Origin of the sequence: Nitrospira sp. NS4 (assembly GCF_049546785.1) — a bacterium.
Lineage (GTDB): Bacteria > Nitrospirota > Nitrospiria > Nitrospirales > Nitrospiraceae > Nitrospira_D.
Window position 1 is genome coordinate 35,998 of the sequence record NZ_JBMWAN010000003.1, and the last position, 17,963, is coordinate 53,960.

The following is a 17,963-nucleotide window of genomic DNA, read 5'->3' on the forward strand; positions in this document are numbered from 1 at the left end:
GGTCAGCGGCGGGCTTGTTCTTCCTGTTCCTGGAGCGTTTTGCACTCGATGCAGAGGGTGGTGACGGGGCGGGCCTTCAATCGCTTGTAGGGGATGTCTTCACCGCACCGCTCGCAGATGCCGTAAATCCCTACTTTCATCCGGTCCAAAGCCTCATCGATTTTCTTGAGCAACTTCTGCTCGCGCTCGCGGATGCGCATGGAGAAATGTTGATTCACTTCCGCAGAGGCTTGATCGCTCACATCCGGAAGTGCCTCCTGGTCCTGGTGCTGCGTGAGCACTTCGCCCACTTCGCCTAAGAGGTTGGCCCGCTGGCGCTCCAGCGCCCGGCGGATATCAGGATATCTGGTCTTTGGGGCGGAGGATTTCGACGCGGTGGATTTTGATGCGCGTGCGGAAGTCGAGGATTTCTTCGAGGGAGCCCGTTTGGCGGAAGGACGTGCCTTCATAAGCCTCACCAGCAAGAGCCGCAGTAAAGGAGTCGGGAATATAACAGTCTGATGGAGAGAGGGTCAACGGGAATGGGAGGCTCCCGTTAAAGATCGCGCCGACCTTCAATTGACTTGAGCAATGTGACCTCGTCGGCGTATTCGATGTCCATTCCCACCGGTATGCCGTAGGCAATCCGGGACACCCGCACGCCATAGGGCTTCAGCAGCCTGGTGAGATAGATGGCCGTGGCTTCCCCTTCGATGGTGGGGCTCGTGGCCAGGATGATCTCATCGACACCGCCGGGCTTCACGCGTTCCACAAGTTCTTCGGCGCGAATATCTCCGGGCCCGACTCCATCGAGGGGAGACAGCGAACCCAGGAGAACGTGGTAGAGACCGCGATAGCCCGCCGCACGTTCAATCGCGTAAATCGTGCTCGGCTCTTCCACGACGAGGATCTTCGTCCGATCACGTTTCGGGTCGCGGCAAAACTCGCACAACTCGCCTTCGGCGATATTCCGGCATTGCCGGCAAAACGCCAATCCGTCCTTGACGGCGCGAATCGCATCGGCCAGGCGGAGCGCCTCTTCCCGGTCGAGTTTCAGCAGGTGAAACGCCAGCCGTTGGGCGCTCTTCTGCCCCACACCGGGAAGGCGGACAAGCTCCTTTACCAGCCGGGCGAGCAAGCCTTGTTGGTCGATAGCCATACCGTCGCCTAGAAGAGCCCCGGCATCTTGAGGCCGCCGGTCAGCGCTTTCATCTCCTGCTCCATCAGGTCCTTCGCCTTCCGGAGCGCTTCATTGGTGGCTGCCAGGACAAGGTCCTGAATCATCTCCACATCGCCGCCTTTTCCGACTTCGGGGTCGATCACGACGCTCACGATCTGCATGGCGCCGTTGGCCGTCACGGTGACGATACCGCCGCCGGCCGTGCCGCTGGCCGTCTTCGTCGCCGCCTGCTCTTGCAGCTTCGCCATTTGCTCTTGCATGGCCTGGGCCTGTTTCAAAATGTTCGACATATTGCCAAAGGGATTTTTCATTCGTCTGCCTCCTTCTGCGCCACGGTTCTGACGTCGGCCAGGTCTGCGCCGAATATGTCAAGGGCCTGTTTCACGATGGGATTGGCCCGTGCCTGCTCAAACAAGACCACTCGCTGTCCCTGCTCTTTCGCAGCGCGCAGCTGAGCCATCGTCGGTCCGGGCGGATCGGACTCCGACAGTTCCACCACCCGGACTTTGATGGGATATCCGACCTGCTTTTCACACAATGTGGCGAGGGCACGGAGATTATCTTCTTTTTCCAGCATCGCCCGCGCCAAGGCCGATTGTTTTCCAAAGCCGATTGTGACGTGGTTGCCTTCCAGACCGACATAACGCCCTGTTTCGAGAAAGGGGGCAAAGTTAGGAAAAGAGGCGGCCACTTCTTCTTGCACCAGTTCCCAATTCAGTACGGATGGAGAGCGGTTTGCCGGGGTTTCTGTGGGCTTCTGGACAGGACCGGGTTTCGGCTCCGGTCGTTCAATCACCGGCTTGGGAGAGGCAGGGGACGCTGTCAGCCGCGGGGCGGCTGGCGGCGGTGTGCGTTCTTGGATGGCCGGCCGCGCCGGACGGACTGTGGAAGGCGCGGCCGTGACCGATGGCCTCGTTGAAGGCGCCGGCGGCGCAGGTTTTCCGGACGGCTGCGTTGCGAGGGGTTTGGTTCCTGCCGGAGCGGTGGCCGCAGGCGGCGGCGCTTGCGCCCGGGGTTCTTGTTGCCGCAAGACGCGGGTCGCCCGAACCGCCGCTGCCTCCAGCACAAAGCGGGGGTGGGCGGTAAAGCGAAGGGAATCCTCGGCTTGCGAGAACATCGACAGCAATTCTTGCAGTTGTTCGGGAGTCAGTTTGTTGGCTTTTTCGGCGAGCTGGTGAAGGTCTTCGTCGGAGGCTTCGATCAGCCCGCGCAGGTCCGTCGCGGCCGGTACCACGGATGCGACGAGGAGATTGCGGAGGTATTCGACCACATCGGCACAAAAGGCTTTGAGGTCGTGGCCCTGGTCGAGGAGGTGCGCGACCACCGTCAGCGCCGCCGGGCTGTCCTGAGCGAGCACCGCCGCGATGAGGCCTTGGACGAGTTCTTGCGGCACGGCACCCAGCAACACTTCCAGATCCGCATGGGCGATGGTCTTCCCGCCGAACGCCACCGCCTGATCAAGCAGGCTCAATCCGTCCCGCATGCTGCCTTCACTGGCGCGGGCGAGGGCCGTGAAACTGCGCTCCTCGATGTTCAGCCCGTCTTCTTTGGCCACGTGCCGGAGGCGGTCGATAATCTCCTGCCGGGCGATCCGACGGAAATTGTAATGCTGGCAGCGCGAGAGGATGGTCGCCGGAATCTTGTGAATTTCCGTCGTGGCAAAGATGAAGACCACATGGGCCGGCGGTTCTTCCAGCGTTTTCAAGAGCGCATTGAACGCCGAATTCGAGAGCATGTGCACTTCGTCGATGATGTAGACACGGTAATGACCGCGAAAAGGAGAGAACTTCACATTTTCGCGGATCTCGCGCACGTCATCCACGCTGGTGTTCGACGCGCCGTCGATCTCCATGACATCGACGGAGGTGCCCTGCGTAATTTCGACGCAATTGAGGCAGGTATTGCAGGGATGTCCCGTGGGCCCCTGCTCGCAATTCAGCGCCTTGGCCAGAATGCGGGCGATCGTGGTCTTGCCGACTCCACGCGTGCCGGAGAAGAGATAGGCGTGGGCGATGCGCCTGGTGTCGACCGCGTTCATCAGCGTCTGGACCACGTGCGGTTGGCCGACGACATCGTCGAAGGTGCCCGGCCGGTATTTGCGCGCGGAGACTTGGTAATCCATGCTGCGTCGTTCGTTAAGCGTGAAGCGTATCTCGTCCGTGATTCAGACGCGGCCCGAATGACGTTTCACGAGATACGCCATTGGGAAAGCGGGGCCAGGTGATCCTGCGGCACACAGAACTGACCGCTTACCGTTGCTTCCTTCCGGACCTGGCGGGGTTCACAGGGTTCTGTTGCACAGGGCCCGGCCCCTTTTTTCAGTCCTGGGTGCTGAGTGAGGTAGCAAGTGCTGAGAAACTCAAGGAGAAGAGCGGTTCGTCCTTATCTGCAAAAGCTCAGGACTCAGCACCCGGCACTCAACGCTATTCGTATGGCGGAGAGGGTGGGATTCGAACCCACGGTCCCGTTGCCGGGACGCATGCTTTCCAAGCATGTCGATTCGTCCACTCTCGCACCTCTCCGCGCCCATACGAGAGGCGGGATTGTAGCATGCGGTCCTGTGAGCGGCAAGGCAGGAACGGGCGCCAGTGGCGCGACATTGACCCCCCCTGGGGGCTTTCCTATACTGCGAGGAGGATGGGAGATGGGGGATGAAAATCGTGATCGGTCTCGGCGTGGTCGTCGTCCTGCTCGTCGGCCTGGTGTTGCTCCTCCCCTTCCTAGTCGATCTCAATAAGTATCAAGACCAGTATCGCCCCCTGATTGAAGAGGCGCTGAATCGCAAGGTGACTCTTGCGGATATTCGTTTGACGATCTGGCCGCGCCTCGGTCTCCGCATAGGGGGCGTCACCGTCCTCGACGATCCAGCCTTCAGCTCCGGGCCCTTTGCGTCCCTGACGTCGTTGGAGGTCGGGGTCAAGCTCCTACCTCTCCTGAGTAAAAAGATCGAGGTTGAAGAGATCACGTTGCGTGACCCCGTCATTGCTGTTGTGAAAAACCATGCCGGTGTGATGAATGTTTCCAGCATGGGCGGGGCCATGCCGGCGCAGGCTCCGGAACCGGGCACCCCCCCGCCTGCCAGCAGTGATCCGCTGCAGATCTTGGCCTTGTTTGCCGTCGATCGTGTCTCGATCGAGGGCGGAAAGGTGACCTATCGTGATCTCTCAACTGTGCCGGTCGCCGAATATCAGGTGCAGGATCTCGACCTGTCCGTACGATCCGTCCATCTGGGACAGATGCCAACGGTCCGCTTTAAAGCGACGGTTCAGCCCCTCAATCTTCCGATCTCGCTCGATGGCAGCTTCGGACCGCTGGTCGAGAGATTAGAACTCAAGCAGTACGACTTTGCGATGGGAGTCGGGAAGATGGTCCTCGCATTGAAGGGCGCCCTTGTCGGGGGTGTGTTGGATGCGACGCTCTCGTCCCCTCTCATCGATATGGCCGATCTCCCGGTTTCATTGCCTCTCACCAGGCCCGTGCAAATCAAGGATCTGTTGGTGGTGGCCCAGCTCCCTTATCCGCTCAAGGAGGGAGTGCCCCCGCTGGAGGTCGCGAATATTCCGACGCTCGGCTTGGCCGTGGTCATGGGCCATTCCTCTTTGAATATCAAAGGCAGCATCCTTGGCGGCCAGGCTGATGTCACCGTCACCTCTCCCTCCGTGAAGACGACCGACCTGCCCGTCGCGGTGCCGCTGGCCAAACCGGTAGAGATCAAGGACCTGACGGTCAGGGCCAAGACGCGCGTGCCGTTCAAACCGGATGTGCCGCCACTGGAGATGGCGGATGTCCCGGATCTCCGCCTCGGTGTGGTGCTGGGCCGGTCCGTCCTGGATGTCAAAGGCAGCGTCCTGAATGGCCAAGCGCTTATGGCTGTGTCGTCGCCGTCGCTGCAGACCGGAGACTTGCCTGTAGAAACCGGCCTTGCGAAATCCATCGAAATAAAAAATCTTCTCATCAATGTAGGTCTCAAGGGGCCGGACGCTCGGGTTTCCCTTTTTTCTGCTCAGCTCTTCAACGGGCAAATCAAGGCACAAGGTGGAATGGTCATGGGATCTGCCGGTCCACCATTCACCGGCACGCTCACGATCGACGGATTGCAGCTCGGGCCGGCGCTGGAGGCCCTCAGCCCGGATAGCCGGGTATCGATGAGCGGGACGGCGGCGATGAAACTGGCCGTAACCGGCCGCGGGGTCACCATGCCGGATGTGGCTCAAGCGTTGGAGGGGGCGGGGCATTTGCGAGTCAAAGACGGGACGATCGAAGGGGTCAACCTCCTGGAGGAAGCGGTCACGCTGCTGAAGGCTGCCGGTGTCTCACTCGGTCATGCAAAGGGGACCGTCTTTTCGACGATTGAAACCGATGTGACGGTCAAACGGGGTCTGGCCACTGTGCAGAAGCTTCTGGTGGACAGTCATGATTTTCAAGCCACCGGCGGGGGAACGGTGGGATTCGACCGGACGCTCCGTCTGGCGGTCAATCTGAACCTTTCCCAGGCCCTGAGTCAGAAGCTGGCCGGCTCTTCCCCGTTTGCAAAGCTTGCGATGAAAGAAGGCCGTGTGAGACTGCCGCTCATCATTACCGGCACCATGGAACAGCCCTCCTACGGGTTGGACATGAAGGGGCTGGCCGGCACATTCCAGGAACAGGTGCAAGAGCAGGCCAACGAAGCGGTCAAGGGCTTGCTGGAAGGCACAACGACCCCCGGCGATCTCCAGCGGCAGGGCAGGGACATCCTCAAAGGATTGTTCGGGCGGTGAACGAGGCGTCTTCCCGTTGTGCTTCAATTGTCTGGTCAAGCCGGTTCCTGCGTAAAGTGAAGGCCTGTTCGGTCATGGCCGTCTTCGGGAGTGGACCTTCATTGACCGCTTCAGCGGTGGCTTCTATATTGGGTCTGGAATGGGAGGTGCAGAATGAAAATCGCGATCGGTCTCGGGGTGGTCGTCGCCTTGCTCGTCGGCCTGGTCCTGCTCCTTCCCTTCATCGTCGATCTGAATAAGTATCAAGACCAGTATCGTCCGCTGATTGAAGAGGCGCTGAATCGCAAAGTGACTCTTGCGGATATTCGTCTGACGATCTGGCCGCGATTAGGTGCCCGCGTGGCGGGGTTCACGGTTGTGGAGGATCCGGCCTTTGGGGTGGGGCCGTTTGCCTCGCTCGCTTCGGTGGATGTCGGGGTCAAGCTGATGCCGCTGTTGAGCGGGAAGGTCGAAGTCGAAGAGATTACGCTTCGCGAGCCGCTGATCACGGTCGTCAAGAATAAGAACGGTGTTCTCAATGTTTCTACGTTGGGGCGCAAGGGTGTGGCTATACCGGAGAGGCCGTCGCGCGCGCCGGTGCCGTCGCCCGACGGGCCGCTGAAAATTCTTGCGCTGCTGGCCGTGGATCGTGTGACCATCGTCGGTGGAAAGGCGACGTATCGGGATCTGTCGCAACCCCAACCGGTTGAATATGTGTTGCAGGATATGGAGCTCTTGCTGCGGTCGGTTCATCTCGGGGAGACGCCGAGTTTTCATCTCGCTCTGTTGGTTCAACCGTTGAACCTGCCGGTCTCACTCGATGGGACATTCGGTCCGCTCAAGGAGACCGCTGATCTTGATGCCGTTAACCTGCAATTAGCACTCGGGAAAACGAGTTTCGCGATCACGGGGAAGACTGCGGGCCAACACATGGCTTTCACCGTGACGGCTCCGGCCATCAATACCGCCCACTTGCCGATGACCTTGCCGCTCAAGAAGCCGGTCGAGGTGAAAGACTTCAAGCTTGAGGCGGATCTGAAAGGCCAGGAGATGCGCCTGTCCGATCTCTCCTTTCAGCTCTTTGAGGGAACGGTGGCAGCGCAGGGTGGGCTGATGTCCGGGGCGGCCGCCCCGCCCTTCAACGGAAAGGTGGTGCTGCAAGGGCTGCAGCTCGGTCCTGCGCTCGGTGCGGTTGCGCAGGTTCCAGTCTCGATCAGCGGAACTGCCGGGGCGGAGCTGTCGGTCAAGGGGCAGGGGTTTACCATGCCGGATCTCACAAGGGGGCTGGAGGGTGTCGGCCATGTGGGCGTAAAGGACGGGAAGATCGACGGAGTGAATTTGCTCCAGGAGGCGGTCTCGATTTTAAAGGTCGCCGGCATTTCTGTCGGGGAAGCCAGGGCAACGGCGTTCTCTACCATTGAGACGGATCTGGGGATCAAGCAGGGAGTGGTCACGCTCCGGAATCTTCTGATGGACAGTCACGATTTTCAGGCCGCCGGCGGGGGCACGATCGGGTTCGATCATGCGCTGAATGTCACGGCCAATCTCCGGCTTTCTGAAGCACTCAGCCAACAAATCGCCGGCGCTTCCCCGGTGGCGCGGCTGGCCATCAAAGAGGGGCGGCTCACTCTGCCGCTGCTGATCGGTGGTACGCTGGAAGCACCCGTCTATGGACTCGATATGAAAGCGCTCACCGGCAAGGCGCAGGAGCAGATACAAAAGAAGGTAGAAGAAGCGGTGGGCGGGTTACTCAAGGGCACGATCAAGCCAAAGGATCTGGAACCGCAGGGACATGAATTGCTGAAAGGATTGTTCAGCCGGTAGGAGGAAACCGAGAATGGCAATGGAAACCGTCACGCAGTATGCGGTGCAGTATGGGATGCAGGCGATCGTGGCCGTCGGCATTTTTTCCGTCGGCATCCTGCTCGCACGATGGGCGGGAAATCTGGCCCAACAGTGGCTGGAAGGCCAGACGCTCGAGCCGCCCGTCCGGATGTTGTTGGTGCGCGTCATCAAGATCGTGGTCCTCCTGTTTACGGCCGTGATTGCGCTGGATGCGCTCGGGGTTCCCATTGCGCCCTTAGTGGCCGGGATCGGGGTGGCCGGTGTCGGTATCGGTCTCGCGCTGCAGGGCGTCTTGAGCAATGTGATGGCGGGGCTCTCCATTATTTTCACCAAGCCCTACAAGGTGGGGGAGCACATCTCCCTGTTGGACGTGCACGGGGATGTGGTGATGATCGATATCTTTTCGACGACCCTGATGCATCCGGACCATTCGCGGGTGGTTGTGCCCAACCGGAAGATCGTCGGCGAAATTCTCCACAATTTCGGGACCATCCGGCAGCTGCATCTCACCGTCGAGGTGTCCTACAAGACGGATCTCAATCAAGCCCTCGCCCTGGTGCAGGACATCCTGTCCTCGCATGCGCATGTGCTCAAAGAGCCGGCTCCCGTCATCGGCGTGAGCCGGTTGGGCCACCCCGCAATCACGATCGCCGTGGAGCCTTGGGCGAAGGTTGTTCACTATGGCTCCCTTCAGGGCGAGTTGAGCAAGACGATCGTCGAGCGGTTCCGTTCTGCCCAGATCGAATTTCCCGCGCCGCCGGTCGCTCCGACGAGTGCCTAACCAACTCGATCAGCTAGGTTGACAGTCCTGCGCCTCCAGTGGTACCTTGGCGCGCTATTTTTCGTGCGGATTGCACGAAACTATTTCGTGTGCCCAAAGAAGAAGTGAGTGAACGGAGACAGTGATTAAGACAGCAGTTGCGCGACGTTACGCACAAGCACTCTTTGAGCTGCTCGAACAATCGAATATTGAAGCCACTCGCGCGGCCCTCAATGGCCTGGGCGCAGCCGTCAAGGATTCGGCTTCGCTCCGTCATGTGGTGGCCTCACCGGCGTTCGGGGTGGATGAGAAGATTGCGGTCCTCGGTGAACTCGGCTCCCGTCTCGGCTGCCCTCCGATTGGGAAGACCTTCCTCGCTCAGCTTGTGAAGAAGAATCGTGTCGGCTTCCTCCCTGAGATCGCCGAGGCCTTTGCCAGGCTGGTTGACCAAGCGAAAGGCACGCAGCCGGTGACCGTGTCATCCGCTGCCGCCTTGTCTTCCGCCGAACAAGATCGAATCAAAACCCGCCTTCGCGACACGCTGAAGCGCGAGGTCGATGTCACCTTTCAGGTTGACGCAAGCCATCTGGCCGGTGTGCAAATTCATATCGGCAGCGCCGTTGTCGATAGTACCGTCCGCGGGCGCTTGCGCGCGATGCAGAGTCTGTTGACTAAGGAGTAGCCATGCAGATCAAGGCAGAAGAGATCAGTGCGATTATTAAAGAAAAGATCAAGGGCTTCGACAAGCAGGTCGATGTCAAGGAAACCGGGTCCGTCATCCAGGTCGGCGACGGTATCGCCAAGATCTATGGGCTGGATGGCGCCATGGCCGGCGAGATGCTGGAATTCCCCGGGGGACTCTATGGCATCGCGCTGAACCTCGAAGAAGATAATGTCGGCGCCGTGTTGATGGGCGACGACGTCGGAATTAAAGAGGGCGATCCTGTTAAGCGCACGGGCCGTATTGCCGAGATTCCCGTCGGCGAAGCGCTGGTCGGTCGCGTGGTCAATGCGATCGGTCAGCCGATCGACGGCAAGGGGCCGATCAATTCGCCGCACTCTTCCCGTATCGAAGTCGTGGCGCCCGGCGTGAATACGCGTCAATCCGTTCATGAGCCGTTGCAGACCGGCATCAAGGCCATCGATGCCATGATTCCCATCGGCCGCGGCCAGCGCGAGCTGATCATCGGCGACCGGCAGACCGGGAAGACGGCCATTGCCGTCGATACGATCATCAATCAAAAGGGCCTCGGCGTGTTTTGTATTTACGTCGCGGTCGGGCAGAAGCGTTCGACCGTCGCCCGCGTCGTGAAGACGCTCGAAGAAAATCATGCGATGGAATACAGCATGGTGGTTGCGGCGACGGCCAGCGATCCGGCTCCGATGCAGTTCTTGGCCCCCTTTGCGGGAGCCGCGATCGGCGAGTATTTCCGTGACAACGGCAAGCACGCCTTGATCGTGTACGACGACCTGTCCAAGCATGCCGTGGCCTATCGCCAGTTGTCCCTGTTGCTTCGCAGACCGCCAGGCCGTGAAGCCTATCCGGGCGACGTGTTCTATCTCCATTCCCGGTTGCTGGAGCGGGCGGCCAAGCTGAGCCAAAAGCTCGGCGGGGGCAGCCTCACGGCGTTGCCGATCATTGAAACGCAAGCCGGCGACGTGTCGGCGTATATTCCGACGAACGTCATTTCGATCACTGACGGGCAGATTTATCTCGGCAGCGACCTCTTCTACTCCGGTATTCGGCCGGCGATTAACGTCGGTCTGTCGGTCTCCCGCGTCGGCGGCTCGGCCCAGATCAAGACGATGAAGCAGGTGGCCGGTACGCTCCGTCTGGATCTCGCACAGTATCGTGAAATGGCGGCTTTCGCCCAGTTCGGGAGCGAACTGGACAAGGCGACGCAGATGCAGCTCGCGCGCGGCGTCCGTATGGTGGAGTTGCTCAAGCAGGGCCAATACAAGCCGATGCCGGTGGCCGATCAGGTGCTTTCGATCTATGCGGGCGTCAACGGCTTCCTCGACGATGTGCCGGTGGACAAGGTGCAGCAATTCGAAGCGGACATGCTGCATTACATCCAGCAGCACCATCCCGAATTGAAGAAGGAAGTGACCAGCATCGGGAAGATCGATGACAAGGTTGCTCCGCGCATTAAAGAAATCATTACGACCTTTAAGCAGAAGATGGGATACGGCGCAAAGTAGCCATCGGCGCGCTGCTGATCGCTGGCGGCTGAAAGCTCAGAAACCATGCCCAGTTTACAAAGTCTGCGCCGCAAGATTGCGGCCTTCAAGAATACGCAGAAGATCACCAAGGCCATGAAGATGGTGGCCGCGGCGAAGCTCAAGCGTTCGCAGGATCGCATCCTGGCCGCCAGGCCCTATGCGCACAAAATGCGCGGGGTGCTGAGCAACCTCAGCCAGCGCGTCAATCGTGCGTCCCATCCGCTGCTCCAAAAGCGCGAGGGGAAGAAGATCGAAGTGCTCGTGATCACGAGCGATCGCGGTCTCTGCGGCGGCTTCAACGGCAATATCGTCCGGAAGAGCGCCGAGTTCGTCCGGCAGTGTGAAGCGCGCGGCCTTCAAGTCAATTTGAGCATTGTCGGCCGCAAGGGGCGTGATTACTTCCGCCGCCGCACCTGGCCGATCAGGCAAGAGTGGGCCGGGGTCTTCGACAAGCTGAGCTTTGAGCATGCCATCGATATCGGCGGGGACCTCACCGATAACTTCGTTAAAGGCACGTTCGACGAACTCTATGTCGTGTATAACGAATTTAAGTCGGCCATCCAACAACGTGTGATCGTCGAGAAGCTGTTCCCTGTGGATACAGCCGCCGAGTTCGGCGCGGCGCAGGCCGAGGGTACCACCGGAGGCAGCTATCTGTACGAGCCGGATGAAGCGGAACTCCTGAATGTGCTGGTCCCCAAGCATTTCCAGATCCAGACCTATCGCATTCTCCTGGAGTCGGCGGCCGCCGAGCACGGCGCCCGTATGGCGGCGATGGACGGTGCCACGAGGAACGCCGGTCAGCTGATCAAGAAGGTGACGCTCTACTACAACAAGACCAGACAGGCCGCGATCACCAAAGAACTCATGGATATCGTCGGCGGCGCTGAAGCGCTTAAGTGAGAAGACAGTGCTGAGGCAAGCGTTCTGAGTGCTGAGCATTCGACTCAGGACTTAGCACTAAGCACGCAGCACTTTAGACAAAGGAGCATCCCGTGGCTGCAACAGGCAAAGTCATCCAGGTCATCGGACCGGTCGTGGACGTGGAGTTCCCTCCCGGCCAACTGCCGAATATCTACAACGCGCTCAAGGTCAATCAGGAAGAAAATCAAGCGGCGGGCAAGCCGGCCGTCCGCATTACCCTTGAAGTCGCTTCGCATCTTGGTGAGAACCGCATCCGCAGCATCGCCATGTCCACTACGGACGGTTTGACCCGCGGCATGGATGTGTTGGATACGGGCGCGGCCATCTCGGTTCCGGTCGGGCGAGAAACCCTCGGACGGCTGATCAATGTGCTGGGGGAGCCGGTTGACGAAAAGGGGCCGATCAAGGCGAAGAAGACCTATCCGATTCACCGCGCTGCGCCGAAACTGGAAGACCAGGACACCAAGACCGAAGTGCTGGAGACCGGCATCAAGGTTGTGGACCTGCTTGAACCGTACAGCAAGGGCGGAAAGGTCGGGCTCTTCGGCGGCGCCGGGGTCGGCAAGACCGTCATTATCATGGAGCTCATCAACAACATCGCGTTGCACCACGGCGGATTCTCCGTGTTTGCCGGCGTCGGTGAGCGCACCCGTGAAGGCAACGACCTCTGGCACGAAATGCAGGAGTCCAAGGTTATCGATCCCGACGACTTCACCAAGTCCAAAGCGGCTTTGGTCTACGGTCAGATGAACGAGCCCCCCGGAGCGCGTCTGCGCGTGGCCTTGACCGGGTTGGCGGTCGCAGAATACTTCCGTGATGAAGAGAATCAGGACGTGCTGCTCTTCGTCGACAATATTTTCCGTTTCACCCAGGCCGGTTCAGAGGTGTCCGCGTTGCTCGGCCGTATGCCATCGGCTGTCGGCTATCAACCCACCCTTTCGACGGAGATGGGGACGTTGCAGGAGCGCATCACCTCGACCAAGCGTGGATCGATCACATCGGTGCAGGCCATCTATGTGCCGGCAGACGACTTGACCGACCCGGCGCCGGCCACCGCGTTTGCCCACCTGGACGCGACGACGGTGTTGTCACGGCAACTGGCCGAGTTGGGCATTTATCCCGCGGTCGATCCGCTGGATTCCACCTCCCGTATTCTCGACCCTCAAGTCCTCGGCGAAGAACATTACAAGGTGGCGCGCGGCGTCCAGTCTGTGCTCCAGCGCTACAAAGACTTGCAGGACATCATCGCGATTCTCGGAATGGACGAATTGTCCGAAGACGACAAGATGGTCGTGGCCCGCGCGCGTAAGATCCAGCGGTTCCTCTCGCAGCCCTTCCACGTCGCCGAGGCGTTCACCGGTTCGCCAGGCAAGTACGTGAAGCTGAAGGACACCGTTCGGAGCTTCAAGGAAATTCTCGAAGGCAAGTACGATCACCTTCCTGAGCAGGCCTTCTACATGGTCGGTCCGATCGAGGAAGTCATTGCCAAGGCCGAGAAAATGGGCGTGAAAGTGTAGAAAGCAGGCGAACCGAGCGTCCTCCTTGCTCGCGCCACGCGTGGTCTCGGAAGACCCTCGTCGCATGCGCGCAGTGGAGGACGTATCGCTCCACCAGCTTGTTGAGAAGATGGAAAAGGGAAGAGAATGGCTGGGAAGATTCTGTTAGAAGTGGTGACTCCCGAGAAGCAGCTGCTGAGCCAGCAGGTGGATGAAGTGATTGCCCCAGGCTCGGAAGGGGAGTTTGGTGTGTTGCCTGGCCACTGCCATTTTCTTTCGACGCTCCGCATCGGCGAGCTCCGCTATCGTATCGGCGAGCAGACGAACCACATGGCGATTCTCTGGGGCTATGCCGAAGTCACTCCGGGAAAAGTGACGATCATGGCAGAAATTGCGGAGAAGGCCGAAGATATCGATGTGGACCGTGCACAAGCGGCCGTTGAAAGAGCCGAACAGCGCCTGAAGGCCGGCGGTCTGCCGTCAGAAGTCAAAGAAGCCGAGATCAGTCTCGAGAAAGCCCGTCTTCGCAAGAAGATCGCCGAACGCACCCGTAAGACCGGTCACGCGTAAGTTCCCCGTTTTACCTCGTTCCGGTTTCTGTTCGCTTCCTGTCCGCGCGAGCCGCTCTGTCAGGGTTCTTCCGGCGGAGGCCTTTCCGATGCGACCCCCGCTCCATGACAGCTGGAAGTTCAGGTCGCTGGTGCTCTTCCTCTGGGTGATGGTTTTGATCGCCGGATGTACCGGGCTCACCGTAACGAGCCGCGTCATTCAGGAAGAATCCTCCTGGTTCATTCGTCTGGATTCGTATGCGCCCGGGGGAGTCTCGTCCCCTGGCTACGACCATTCTGCGACCTGGACCGAGCCAGAGCTGACGGCCATTCTCGGACGGATGCTCCTTGAAGATCGTGTCGGTCTGATGGATAGCCCGCAGCCGCCCCGCCCTGTCTTTTCCCAGGAAGAACTCACTGTTTTAGTGCCAGCCGTCAGAGATTCCTTTCAGCGGGCAACGCCGCAGGAATGGCTTTCCTTCTTTACCTCCGGCTCAAGTGGCACCGGATTGGCCGTGACATCAGGCGGGATATTTCTGGCCGATTCACTGTTGCACATTGTTGTCGCGAACCATCGTACTGTCCTTGCAAAAGGATCCGACGACCTGGCGGCGGTGCGAGAAAACCCCTTCCATTCTGTGAGGGGGAGTGGCGGGGCGCTGACCTTTGAATCGCCCCGCTTCGTGTTGCGTCGCCAGGCGAATTGGTCCGGTGGTCATCGGGCGTCGGCCAGCGAACTGGTCTTGGACCACCACGGCTTTCTCTCATTCCTTCAGCGTATCGGGCCTGTGGTCACCAGCTCCTCGAATGCAGAAGGGATTCCCGCCATTCCGTCATCCCCATCTACCAGCGGGATTGTCTCCGGGCCTGAATCAACGCCAGAGACGGTCATCCTCCAATTGCAGGAGTAGGTACAGCGTTTGAAAGGCAAGGTGGCTGAGCAGGAACGAGAGATCGAACGCCTCAAGCGCCAGCGCTAAATCGATTAACGGACAACCCTCTGGTATCGGGCCAGAAACATCTTCACGGGCACGCTTCTCCGTCCCAAGGGTCATAAATGACCTCTGGACAGGCCGGATCCCATAGCCGGGCAATGAGGCGCTATCCAATAGTGTCGATCCAACGACGCATGTCAGTACGGTCGTCGTTCGGAAAGGCAGCACCAAAATCTGCCGCACGGACTGCCGGACTATCCCCGCATTGATTTCTACCCATCGATCCCAGTAGGTTTGCTTCATATGCAAACTGAGTTTGTGATCACCGCCGGCGAGCAGCCCAAGCGGCTCGACATCTTTCTCGTGAATCGGGAGCCGAACCTCTCCCGTTCGGCCATTCAACGGCTGATCGAGCAAGGCCGGGTCAAGATGAACGGGCAAGCGGCGAAGCCCAGTCAGAAGATCAAGCCGGGCGATCGCATCGCCTTTGACATTCCCAAGGCGGAGCCTCTGGAGCTGAAAGGGGAAGCGATCCCGCTCGAAATTTTGCACGAAGACGACCACCTCCTGGTCTTAAACAAGCCGGCCGGCATTGTTGTGCATCCCGCCCCTGGAAACTGGGCCGGCACATTGGTCAATGCGCTGCTCTATCATTTTGAGCATTCCGGGGGAACGGTCTCGACCATTGGAGGAAAGGAACGTCCCGGGCTGGTCCATCGACTGGATAAGCAAACGTCAGGGGTCATGGTGATTGCCAAGCGCGACCAGGCGCACCGGCATCTTGCCTCGCAGTTCAAGCATCACTCCATCACCCGGGTGTATGAGGCCTTGATCTGGGGCGTGCCGAAGAAAGGCCACGGTCTCATCGAACTGGCCATCGGGCGGGATACCAAGGAGCGCAAGAAATTTTCTGCCCGTACTACCAACCCCAAAGAATCCGTGACCGAATACAAGGTGGACCGGAGGTTTGGCAAGCTGGCGGCTCATGTCCTGCTCTATCCGAAAACGGGCCGGACGCATCAGCTCCGTGTGCATCTGACCTCTCTCGGGCATCCGATTCTCGGCGACCCCACTTACGGGGGGCGGAAGGTGACTGAGATCGAAGGGATTGAAATCCCGCGAGTGATGCTGCATGCGAGGACATTGGGTTTTCAACATCCGGCAACCGGGGAAACGCACGAATACACCAGGCCGCTCCCGCCGGACATGGTTGAGGTGATGCAGGCACTCGAAAAGCTCGTTCCGCAGAAAACCACCAAGGGTGTGTGACCCTTTTCGCCAAGTCGAACAGGACGAACGTATGCAGACCGCAGATGTACTCGATGCAGTCGGTGGATTGACCTCCCAACTCAAGATCTATGCGGCCAAGCTCCCGCCCATTGTTCATCTCACGGCCGTACCGACCGGTGTGAAACCGAAGCTGGAAGCCATCGACGAGTATGAGGAGATCGTCTCGCGTTTTCGCCAACAGAGCGCCGGGACGGTATACAAAGGCTTGAATGAATCGTTTATCGAGTCGCTGGAGGCGTTTGAAGTGGGAAAGTTGCTCGGGTCCGTCCAGCCCCTGCTGGCCGTCCTTGATCATTTGGAACGGATGCAACGGGATCAGGAAATCGAAGTGGGGCGGATCGACGAAAAACGCCTGGCGGAGTACCGGGCTGCCCTCCATAAGATCATGCCCGGGAATAAGCCTGAACTAGATGGGTCCGGGCGGGGGATGTAGCAGGAATTCTGCGCTGATAGGGCTGAGTGATCAGCCCGGCCTGAACTCTAAACTCAGAGCTCCGAAAATCGCGAAGCGATCAGTGACCCATCTTTGGGCCGGCCGCATTGGCCCCTTCCGAAACGAGACGAAACCGCACTGTTGCCCCGCAATGGGGACATCTGGTGCGCACGAAGACCTCGTCCATGACTTCATACTGATCAGGCTTGAGCCACATCAACTGGAAGCATTTGGGGCAGCTACGTACTTGCGTTGACATCGGTTTCCTCGTACACTCCGGCTAATCTATCGGGTCATTCAGCGGGAGATACTTTAGTACACAATGCCCCCCACCCTCAAGACTACCCTTACCTTTTCAGAGAAAAAGACTCTCGATCCCCAGCAGTTGCTCAGTCTCTTTCGACAGGCGCCATGGGCGAAAGGGCGGACATTGGAAGACGCCAGGGAGATGCTGCGCCATACCGACCTCGCGCTCTGTGCCTGGGACGGCGAACAGCTGGTCGGGTTCGGCCGGGTGCTCACCGACTTCGTCTATCGCGCGACGATCTGGGATGTCATCGTCGATCAGGCCTATCAGAAGCAGGGCATCGGTTCAGAGATCGTCCAGCGCATCTTGCACCATCCTCGCCTCAAAAAAGTCGAACTCTTCTGGCTCTGCACCAGGCGGCCGGGCTTTTACGAAAAGCTCGGATTCAACTCAGGAGAGCAGACCGGCATGGTCTGGAGCCGCAGTAAGAACTCGCGACAGGAATAACGCTCGTCTCCCTGCCCTTCCTAGTCAGGATAAGGCCGGATGCCCGAAGGGGGATGGGACAGGCTCGCTCCGCGTAGCAGCGGACTTCTTCAGACCAACATAGAAAAGGCAGGATATCCGGCCTGGCCGGATACCCCGCCCCTTCCGCAGAGAGTATGAGAGCTTTTTAGAAGTACAGTTTCACGCCGAACAGGAACCCGAAGGATGAGGCGTTCCAATCGTCGTTCCGTAAGCCGTCGATTGTCGCGTGCCCATCGTTCCGCTTGTAGGCCATTTCCGTGTTGAGGGCGAATTGCTTCGTCAGCATGTAGTCCGCTCCCCAGCCCAACCGCCAGGCAAACGTGGTGCTGGGGCTGATGCTGTTGTTGGAGTTTTCTCCAAAGCCGTTCGAGTTGACGCCGAAGCTCATGTTGACATACGGGCTTAATTGACCAAAGTTCCCCGGGCGGAGTTCAATTGTCGGCAGTACCGAGACGGTGTCCTGGTGGCCCAAACTCCCCGAAGTCCGTTCAATGTCGACGGCATGGCGTTCCCACTCCACCATCAAGCCGAGGAGCAACCACCGGTTCAGGCTATACATCGCCTGAAAGTTGACCAGTGATCCGACATCGGTTGAGGTACCCGCGGTGAGCTCTTGGGTGAGCGGCGCAAACCCTGCCCGCATACCCAGCACCCACTTTCCAGGCTCCATCCCGCCAAACTCTTGCTTTCCATCCTCGGCGAGGGCCGGGACTGCCGGGGCTAGTGCAATGGCGAGAAAGGCCACCGCCAGGCTGGTGAATATCCATTGCCGTAATCTCTTCTGCATGCGGTTCCTCCATGGTGAATTTGTCACATAAGACGATCGTCGAGAAATAGAC

17 protein-coding genes, 1 tRNA gene and 1 other RNA gene are annotated in these 17,963 nt (G+C 59.3%); 12 read left to right on the plus strand and 7 right to left on the minus strand.

Annotated features, from left to right (window positions below; genetic code table 11):
• Window positions 1–2 precede the first annotated feature (2 nt).
• From ACO9S2_RS08780 to ACO9S2_RS08805, 6 genes are all read right to left on the minus strand, one after another.
• On the minus strand, window positions 3–449 hold the full coding sequence (locus ACO9S2_RS08780; RefSeq protein ID WP_423721623.1) for a TraR/DksA family transcriptional regulator: 447 nt from the start codon (window positions 447–449) through the stop codon (window positions 3–5).
• A gap of 86 nt (window positions 450–535) precedes the next feature.
• Complete coding sequence (gene recR / locus ACO9S2_RS08785) at window positions 536–1,138, minus strand: recombination mediator RecR (RefSeq protein WP_423721625.1); 603 nt, start codon at window positions 1,136–1,138, stop codon at window positions 536–538.
• An 8-nt stretch (window positions 1,139–1,146) separates the two neighbouring features.
• A complete protein-coding gene (locus tag ACO9S2_RS08790) occupies window positions 1,147–1,470 on the minus strand; it encodes a YbaB/EbfC family nucleoid-associated protein (protein WP_423721626.1) in 324 nt (107 codons plus the stop codon).
• On the minus strand, window positions 1,467–3,281 hold the full coding sequence (dnaX, locus tag ACO9S2_RS08795; RefSeq protein ID WP_423721627.1) for a DNA polymerase III subunit gamma/tau: 1,815 nt from the start codon (window positions 3,279–3,281) through the stop codon (window positions 1,467–1,469). Before dnaX ends, ACO9S2_RS08790 begins: the two co-directional genes overlap by 4 nt.
• 89 nt (window positions 3,282–3,370) lie before the next feature.
• Window positions 3,371–3,470, minus strand: an RNA gene (gene ffs, locus ACO9S2_RS08800) — signal recognition particle sRNA small type.
• 121 nt (window positions 3,471–3,591) lie between these two features.
• Window positions 3,592–3,681: transfer RNA gene (locus ACO9S2_RS08805), tRNA-Ser, on the minus strand.
• 129 nt (window positions 3,682–3,810) lie between these two features.
• On the opposite strand from ACO9S2_RS08805, the gene ACO9S2_RS08810 reads away from it, so the two are divergent.
• From ACO9S2_RS08810 to ACO9S2_RS08865, 12 genes are all read left to right on the plus strand, one after another.
• Complete coding sequence (locus tag ACO9S2_RS08810) at window positions 3,811–5,916, plus strand: AsmA family protein (protein ID WP_423721628.1); 2,106 nt, start codon at window positions 3,811–3,813, stop codon at window positions 5,914–5,916.
• Between the two features lie 153 nt (window positions 5,917–6,069).
• Window positions 6,070–7,719, plus strand: coding sequence for an AsmA family protein (locus ACO9S2_RS08815; protein WP_423721629.1), 1,650 nt, complete (start codon window positions 6,070–6,072; stop codon window positions 7,717–7,719).
• 13 nt (window positions 7,720–7,732) lie between these two features.
• Entirely contained in the window at window positions 7,733–8,521 is a 789-nt protein-coding gene (locus ACO9S2_RS08820; RefSeq protein WP_423721630.1) for a mechanosensitive ion channel family protein, read from the plus strand.
• Window positions 8,522–8,642: 121 nt separating this feature from the next.
• Entirely contained in the window at window positions 8,643–9,182 is a 540-nt protein-coding gene (gene atpH, locus ACO9S2_RS08825; RefSeq protein WP_423721631.1) for an ATP synthase F1 subunit delta, read from the plus strand.
• 2 nt (window positions 9,183–9,184) lie between these two features.
• The gene (gene atpA, locus ACO9S2_RS08830; protein WP_423721633.1) at window positions 9,185–10,702 is read left to right on the plus strand and encodes a F0F1 ATP synthase subunit alpha; all 1,518 of its coding nucleotides are present in this window, start codon (window positions 9,185–9,187) and stop codon (window positions 10,700–10,702) included.
• 45 nt (window positions 10,703–10,747) lie between these two features.
• On the plus strand, window positions 10,748–11,626 hold the full coding sequence (atpG, locus tag ACO9S2_RS08835) for an ATP synthase F1 subunit gamma (protein WP_423721634.1): 879 nt from the start codon (window positions 10,748–10,750) through the stop codon (window positions 11,624–11,626).
• A gap of 92 nt (window positions 11,627–11,718) precedes the next feature.
• Window positions 11,719–13,164 carry a F0F1 ATP synthase subunit beta gene (gene atpD / locus ACO9S2_RS08840; RefSeq protein WP_423721635.1) on the plus strand — a complete coding sequence of 482 codons (1,446 nt, stop codon included), beginning with the start codon at window positions 11,719–11,721 and terminating at the stop codon, window positions 13,162–13,164.
• Window positions 13,165–13,290: 126 nt separating this feature from the next.
• The gene (locus ACO9S2_RS08845) at window positions 13,291–13,713 is read left to right on the plus strand and encodes a F0F1 ATP synthase subunit epsilon (RefSeq protein WP_423721636.1); all 423 of its coding nucleotides are present in this window, start codon (window positions 13,291–13,293) and stop codon (window positions 13,711–13,713) included.
• A gap of 88 nt (window positions 13,714–13,801) precedes the next feature.
• Window positions 13,802–14,602, plus strand: a complete 801-nt coding sequence (locus tag ACO9S2_RS08850) for a hypothetical protein (protein ID WP_423721637.1) — start codon at window positions 13,802–13,804, stop codon at window positions 14,600–14,602.
• 327 nt (window positions 14,603–14,929) lie between these two features.
• Complete coding sequence (locus tag ACO9S2_RS08855) at window positions 14,930–15,895, plus strand: RluA family pseudouridine synthase (RefSeq protein WP_423721638.1); 966 nt, start codon at window positions 14,930–14,932, stop codon at window positions 15,893–15,895.
• Between the two features lie 31 nt (window positions 15,896–15,926).
• Window positions 15,927–16,349: a hypothetical protein gene (locus tag ACO9S2_RS08860; protein ID WP_423721639.1), complete on the plus strand. Its 423-nt coding sequence runs from the start codon at window positions 15,927–15,929 to the stop codon at window positions 16,347–16,349.
• A 322-nt stretch (window positions 16,350–16,671) separates the two neighbouring features.
• A complete protein-coding gene (locus ACO9S2_RS08865) occupies window positions 16,672–17,103 on the plus strand; it encodes a GNAT family N-acetyltransferase (RefSeq protein ID WP_423721640.1) in 432 nt (143 codons plus the stop codon).
• Between the two features lie 166 nt (window positions 17,104–17,269).
• On the opposite strand, the gene ACO9S2_RS08870 is transcribed toward ACO9S2_RS08865, so the two are convergent.
• On the minus strand, window positions 17,270–17,911 hold the full coding sequence (locus tag ACO9S2_RS08870; RefSeq protein ID WP_423721641.1) for an outer membrane beta-barrel protein: 642 nt from the start codon (window positions 17,909–17,911) through the stop codon (window positions 17,270–17,272).
• Between the last annotated feature and the right edge of the window lie 52 nt (window positions 17,912–17,963).